General features: G+C 39.1%; 4 protein-coding genes. 2 read left to right on the top strand and 2 right to left on the bottom strand.

Features of this window, described 5'->3' with window-relative positions; all coding sequences use genetic code 11:
* Positions 1-412: 412 nt before the first annotated feature.
* Both GPLA_RS00155 and GPLA_RS00150 read right to left on the bottom strand, forming a co-directional pair.
* On the bottom strand, positions 413-1,552 hold the full coding sequence (locus GPLA_RS00155; protein ID WP_007102761.1) for a FecR family protein: 1,140 nt from the start codon (positions 1,550-1,552) through the stop codon (positions 413-415).
* Positions 1,549-2,079, bottom strand: coding sequence for an RNA polymerase sigma factor (locus tag GPLA_RS00150; RefSeq protein ID WP_007102760.1), 531 nt, complete (start codon positions 2,077-2,079; stop codon positions 1,549-1,551). Before GPLA_RS00150 ends, GPLA_RS00155 begins: the two co-directional genes overlap by 4 nt.
* 236 nt (positions 2,080-2,315) lie before the next feature.
* On the opposite strand from GPLA_RS00150, the gene GPLA_RS00145 reads away from it, so the two are divergent.
* Both GPLA_RS00145 and GPLA_RS00140 read left to right on the top strand, forming a co-directional pair.
* A complete protein-coding gene (locus tag GPLA_RS00145; protein WP_007102759.1) occupies positions 2,316-4,925 on the top strand; it encodes a TonB-dependent receptor domain-containing protein in 2,610 nt (869 codons plus the stop codon).
* A gap of 99 nt (positions 4,926-5,024) precedes the next feature.
* Positions 5,025-6,437 (top strand): amidohydrolase, encoded by a 1,413-nt coding sequence (locus tag GPLA_RS00140; RefSeq protein WP_007102758.1) that lies wholly within the window; start codon positions 5,025-5,027, stop codon positions 6,435-6,437.
* Positions 6,438-6,681 lie beyond the last annotated feature (244 nt).

The raw sequence follows: 6,681 nt of genomic DNA, 5'->3' as shown, positions 1-6,681 counted from the left end.
AGGTTAACTAAGCTATGTAAGTTATTTACTTTAAGGTATTTTGTCATTCTCCAATCGCGGAAAAGCCAAGTAGTTTTTTCTGGGATTTGAGTTCGTGGAGTTTTTAAATTCAGAGGAAACACGTCCCTGATGATACTCCCCCAGCCGAGGCATCCATGTCTGGTTGTTCAGTAGTGCTGTGCAGCTAAAAAATTCCGCTTCACCCACTGGTACCATATCTTTGTTGTCTACTCGAAGATATATACAAACCGATCTTGAGTCGGTTTTTTGTGTCTGAAATAATTAAAGTTATTCAAGATAAATAGGATTTTGAGACACTAATATTAATTCATATTAGATTTAATGACATAGTTGATTTGGCCACTACAGATCGAGTGATTTACTAATAAACACTCTAATACAAGGCATACGTTCATACATCACAAATAATAATCTTATTAGGACCGTCTCGTTGGATCTTTGCTTTACCAGAGCTTTCTAAAAACTTTAGTAATGAGAGAGGATCATTCGTTTCGAATACGCCAGTGATCGACATACGTGAAAGGCTAGGGGAGTCTATTGTTATTTGCAGGGTGTTGTAGCGATTGAATTCATAAATCACTTCATCTAAACGATCATTCTTAAACATCATTTCCCTGACTTTCCAAGAGGTTTTTTTATCCAAGTCAGCTTTGACTTCTGTTTTCACTATGCCATTTGATTGCACAGTTGCTTGTTGTCCTATTGAGACTATTAACGTTTTATCTGATGTGAAATCAATATTGGTGTTTTTCTGTAATCGAATGGAATCATCCTTGATTGCTAAATCTTGGTTTTTGACTGCATTATTTGTCAGAGCTACTTCACCTGTAATGACCGTTAATTCAATTGTACCTTGGTTGTTTCTGACATTGAATTCAGTGCCTAAAGCTTGAAACATTGTTCCATTTACCCAAACTCTGAACGGTTTATTCGGATCATGTGCAACTTTAAATATCGCTTCACCTTGATATAGGTAAATGTTCCGAAACTGTTCAGTGTAGTCAATTTCGATATTCGTTAACGTATTTAAATACACTATTGAGCCATCAGCTAGTGTTACGCTTCGCTGTTCACCAAGCGCGGTTGTATAGTCATTTTTTAATTGAAGGTTAGGGGTATCTTCATTAATAAATAAGGGGGAATTCAGTTGAGAGAACGTAAAAATACTGATGACAATCGTTGCTGCCATCGCTAACCATATACGGGCTGTTATATTTTTTCCTCGACGTTCATTTTTAGTTGTTTTCTCCGAGTTAATTTTATTGCTATGAATTGTTAAAATATTACCGTCTGACTTACTTATGTTTGCTAACAAACTATCTATAGAAATATCCTTGTTTGGATCAATGTCAGACAACACATCAAAAATGGCACAAGCCTGTAAAAACTCGTCGAGGTGAACCGGTCCTTTAAGTAACCAATGAGTAAATTCCTTCTTTTGCTTCTCATTTAAATCACCGTCATCCAAAAGCATTGCCCAATGACTCGCTTCTTCAATAATATGAATGTTTGCTTGGTTATACTTACTCATAATTCTTTACTCATACTATGTGCCTTTCGACATTCAGTAATCGCTCTGGTTAAATATTTTCGCACGGTATGAATTGAAATCCCAAGTTTTTGCGCGATCTCGGCATGTTTTAAGCCGTCTCTTTTTCTCATAAGTAGTATCGATTGATAAATAGCCGGTAAACCTGAAAGTATATTTTCTAAATCAGTGATCGCTTTTTGCATTTCGAAATTCGATTGGGGATCATCATCGCTCGCTATTTCTTCAATGCCATCAAGTGAACAGGTATCTTTTTCCGCTTGGCGATCACTTTTGATTCTCACTTCATGGACTAAATTAGCAGCGATACGAAAAAGATACGCTTTTGGTTGCTCTATTAGATCAGTTCGTTCTACACGCATTAGTCTAAGATAGGCTTCTTGTGAAAAATCTTGCGCTTGTTGTTTGTTTTTTGAACGCCGCAATAAGAAAGCAAATAGCTCTTTATAAGAACTATCATATAGCCCTTTGATAAATCTACTGTTTCTACTTACTGTATTGTTAGTCATTGCTTCATATCTTGCTGCGGTATTTGACGCGTAAAAAATGAAAAAAAAAGGTTCTCATTAATTAAGAGTGCTTCTGGATAGAAAGTAGGTACAAAAAATAAATATATAAATAATAGTACCCAAAGTTAGTGTCACTGCACTCTTTCTTCTTGAGCAGGTAAAAACCTGCGATATTGTTGGCGATTATCTATGCCCAATAAAAAACACTAATATATCATGGTCATAGGAACATAAGCATGAAAACACATATCCCTAAGTGGAAAAGAAAGCCAATTGTACTTTCTGTTATTTTGTCGTTGGCGGGCAGTTTGAGTGTGGTGACTGACGTCAGCGCCCAAATCAAACAAGTACAAATCAAAATAGCGGCAATACCCCTTGATAATGCATTGCAAAATGTAGCAAAGAAATTTGGTAAACAGATTGTATTCTTTTCTAATGTAGCTAACGGTTTGACTGCTGAAGCGTTCTCAGGCTCGTATACAGAAGAAGAAGCTTTAGATTTACTGCTTAAAAATACAGAACTTCAATACCGTTATATAAATAGCAAAACGATCGCAATCGAAAAAGCTATAGAGGGAGTAAAACTCGACGGAAAAAAGCGAGTGGAGACAAATAGTCTCATCAACGACCAAGCTCAACAGAACGCCAGTAACGATCGTCCTACTGGAGCAGGTAAAGGAACAATCGAAAATATAACGGTTACGGCACAGCGGCGTACTCAAAATTTACAAGAAGTTCCTATTTCAGTTTCTGTCATGAAAGACGATTTGCTCGATAGCATTACTACGAATGGCGCTGATATTCGTTTTATGTCGGCACGCATACCGAGTTTGAAAATTGAATCTTCGTTTGGTCGCTCTTTTCCGCGCTTTTATATTCGAGGTTTAGGAAACCAAGATTTTGATTTAAACGCTTCTCAGCCAGTATCTTTGATTTATGATGACGTTGTGCAAGAAAGCCCTATTTTAAAAGGGTTCCCTGTTTTTGACGTAGAAAGCGTAGAAGTACTAAGAGGACCTCAAGGGACTCTATTTGGTAGAAATACACCGGCCGGCCTAGTGAAATTTACTTCTAAGAGGCCAACACAAGATTTTGGAGGTTATTTTTCTGCTTCATACGGCTCTCTAAATACATTATCGACTCAAGGCGCACTAAGCGGAGGGTTAACCGACACGCTTTCAGTTCGAGTTTCGTTATTAAATCAAACGCGAGATGACTATATCGATACCCAAGCCCCTGGTTTCGAGGAAAAAGACGTTTTAGGTGGGTATGATGACCGAGCAGCTAAAGTCCAAGTTTTATACGAGCCTAGTGATAAGCTTTCCGCGCTTTTTAACTATCACACTCGAGATTTAGATGGGACTCCTACTGTATTTCGCGCTAGTGCAATCAAACCCGGTACAAATAACTTTGTAGAAAACTTTGATCGCAATATTGTCTATCAAGATGCAGCTCAACGAGCAACTCAGAGTGTGAAAGTAGACGGCGGCAGCGTTAAATTAGAATACTTAGATAATGACTTTAGCTATACGTCGGTGACGGGTTATGAGTCGGTTGAAATGTTTTCACGTGCAGATGTTGACGGTGGGTATAGAGTGAGTAGTTTTGGCGACCCCTCTGGATACACAGGAGAGCTGGGAACAGTGCCTTTATTTTCCGTAGAAAGTGCTGACGGGATCCCTGAGCATAGTCAATTCACTCAAGAGTTTAGAATTGCCTCTAATGAGCTGGGCCGGTTTGATTACCAAGCTGGTGCATTCTTTTTTACCGAAGATCTCGATATCGATACCTTTCATTATAATGAAGACGGCAGTGTTAAACGATATTTGCAACAGAATCAGCAAACGGACGCATGGGCTGTATTTTTTTCAGGCGATTATGATGTGAGTGATGAACTCAGTATCACTGGTGGACTTCGATACTCAAAAGATGAAAAAGAATATACTGCTCAGCGAATCATTTCGACCTCTAGCGATGGTGAGTTTTTTGATCCAATGTATGCCAATACAGAAGACTCGGCTATTAGCTGGGATTTAAGTGCAACTTATAAGTATTCAAGCGATACCAATTTGTATAGCCGAGTTGCAAAAGGATTTAGAGCTCCCAGCATTCAAGGGCGCGTCGTTAGTGGTAATAACCCACAATTAAGTATTGCAGATTCAGAGACAATTCACTCAATAGAAGTTGGAGCAAAATCTGATCTGTTAGATGGGTCTGCTAGGGTCAATTTCGATATTTTTTATTTTGAGATGGATGACCAGCAATTAACTGCACAGTCTTCTTTCGATGAGGGGGCGGCAAAAGAACTCCTGAATATAGATAAAACGGTTGGTTACGGCTTCGAACTTGAAGCTGAGTATGCGATAACCGCAGACTTACTTACTACGTTGGGGGTTAGTTACAATAACACCGAGATTCAGGATGATAATGCAGCTATCTCAACCTGTGATTTTTGTACCGTACGGAATCCAGTAGATGAAAACGGCTTGATTGGTGTAGATGGATTATCCTTACCTCGTGCGCCAGAGTGGATCGGAAACTTCACAATGCGTTATAGCACGCAAGTCGGGGATGGAGATCTTTATTTCTATACTGATTGGTCTTACGCAAGTGAAGTACAATTTTCCTTGATTGATGCCGTTGAAATGCAACAGGATCCCTATTTGGAAGGTGGTATTCGCATCGGTTACCTTTTCGCCGTGAATGATTACGATATGGAAGTTGCGGCTTATGGTCGAAATATAACCGATGAAACAGCATTAGTTGGTGGTTTAACCATTAACAACCTTGCTGGTATTGTTAACGAAGGACGGGCATGGGGAGCGGACTTTAAAGTTAAGTTCTAAGCAATCTTTTAGTATTGCCTGTTTAGTGGTCGAGCTGCTCCATATGTTTAACTGGAGTAGTTCTGTCACACCAACTTTTTCCTATTTAGGAGTTGTCGAATGAAATTAAATTGCATTTTAAAAACTATTCTTAGTTTTCTCTTATTCTTTGGTTTTTCCTCTATTTTAAATGCCCAGCAGACAGTCGATATATTAATTACTAATGGGCATATTCTCACCATGGACTCAGGTCTCACAGAGTATCCGAACGGTTTTTTGGCTATTAAAGACAACAAAATTATCGAGATAGGACCCCATTCGAAGACTCAACTATTTACGGCCACAAAAGTTTTAGATGTTGAGGGCGACTTGGTGCTACCTGGGTTCATTAACACACATACTCATGTTTCGATGACGTTATTTCGCTCTCTAGGGGACGATGTTGAGGATCGTCTACATGGATACATTTTCCCGTTAGAGAAAGAATTTGTATCTCGAGAAATGGTTTATTTAGGCGCGGAATTGGGCAACTTAGAAATGCTTAAAGGGGGAGTGACAACTTATGCTGACATGTATTATTTCGAAGATGAGGTCGCAAAAGCCGTAGATCAAATTGGGATGCGCGCTGTGCTAGGACAAACAGTTATTAAGTATCCCCAAGCTGACGCTAAAACGGCAGAAGAGGGCATTGCTTACGCAGAAAAATTTATAAAAAAATACAAGAATCATCCTCGTATTACTCCTGCATTTGCGCCTCATGGTCCGTATACAAATACGACTGAAACCCTGCAAAAAATAGCAGAGCTCTCCTTGAAATACGACGTTCCAGTTCTAACGCATTTGGCTGAATCTAAAAAAGAGCAAGACGTAATTGCTCAGCGTAGTAATGGTTTATCCCCGATCGCCTATTTAGAAAGCATTGGGGTTCTAAATAAGAATTTAGTGGGCGCTCATGTCATTTTAGCGAATGAGCAAGATATTGCGATTTTGAAAAAATATCATGTCGGTGTTGCCCATAATTTGAGTGCCAATATCAAAGCTGCAAAAGGTGTTGCTCCCGTCGTGGAAATGTTAAAGCAAGGTGTTGACGTCGGCTTAGGGACTGACGGCCCAATGTCTGGGAACACGATCAGTTTAATGGATGAATTTAGTCAAGTCGCAAAAGTACAAAAGCAATGGAATAAAGACCGAAGCCTTATGCCAGCCGTTGAGGTGATCAAAATGGCGACAATGGGCAGTGCTAACGTGCTCAATCAGGGGGATTCAATAGGATCGTTAGAAGTAGGTAAATTGGCAGATATTATTGTTATTGGCACTAAATCAGCCAATATGACACCTATTTATAATCCTTACTCTGCGATCGTATACTCGGCTTATGCAACCGACGTCCGACATAGCATTGTCGACGGAAAATTACTTATGGAAGATCGTAAAGCGCTAACGATTGATGAGGATGATGTTATTAAACGTGCTTATGAGTTTAGTCTCAAAGTCAAGCAAGCGTTGATTAGTCAAGGTAAGCCCATTTTATAGCTAATTAAGACATTGATTTTTCTATAGGCTGATTTGTATCGTTTTATGGTCTTAAAAGTTAGATACAAACCGACTTTAAGACGGTTTTTTGTAAGCGTTTAGCAAAGGCCGTCTTCTCAATTCAGATTTAACACGCACATGTAGTGCTTTAACGATCAGTCGAGGACAATACTCATTTCAAAACTTTTTCCGAACGTAAAAGTGATATCGATAAAATGTCAGCACAGCCAACCAGCAAGTTATT

Source organism: Paraglaciecola polaris LMG 21857, from assembly GCF_000315055.1.
In the GTDB taxonomy this organism is placed as follows: Bacteria; Pseudomonadota; Gammaproteobacteria; order Enterobacterales; family Alteromonadaceae; genus Paraglaciecola; species Paraglaciecola polaris.
The sequence above is the reverse complement of the archived record's forward strand: the minus strand, read 5'-3'. Positions and strand labels throughout refer to the sequence as shown.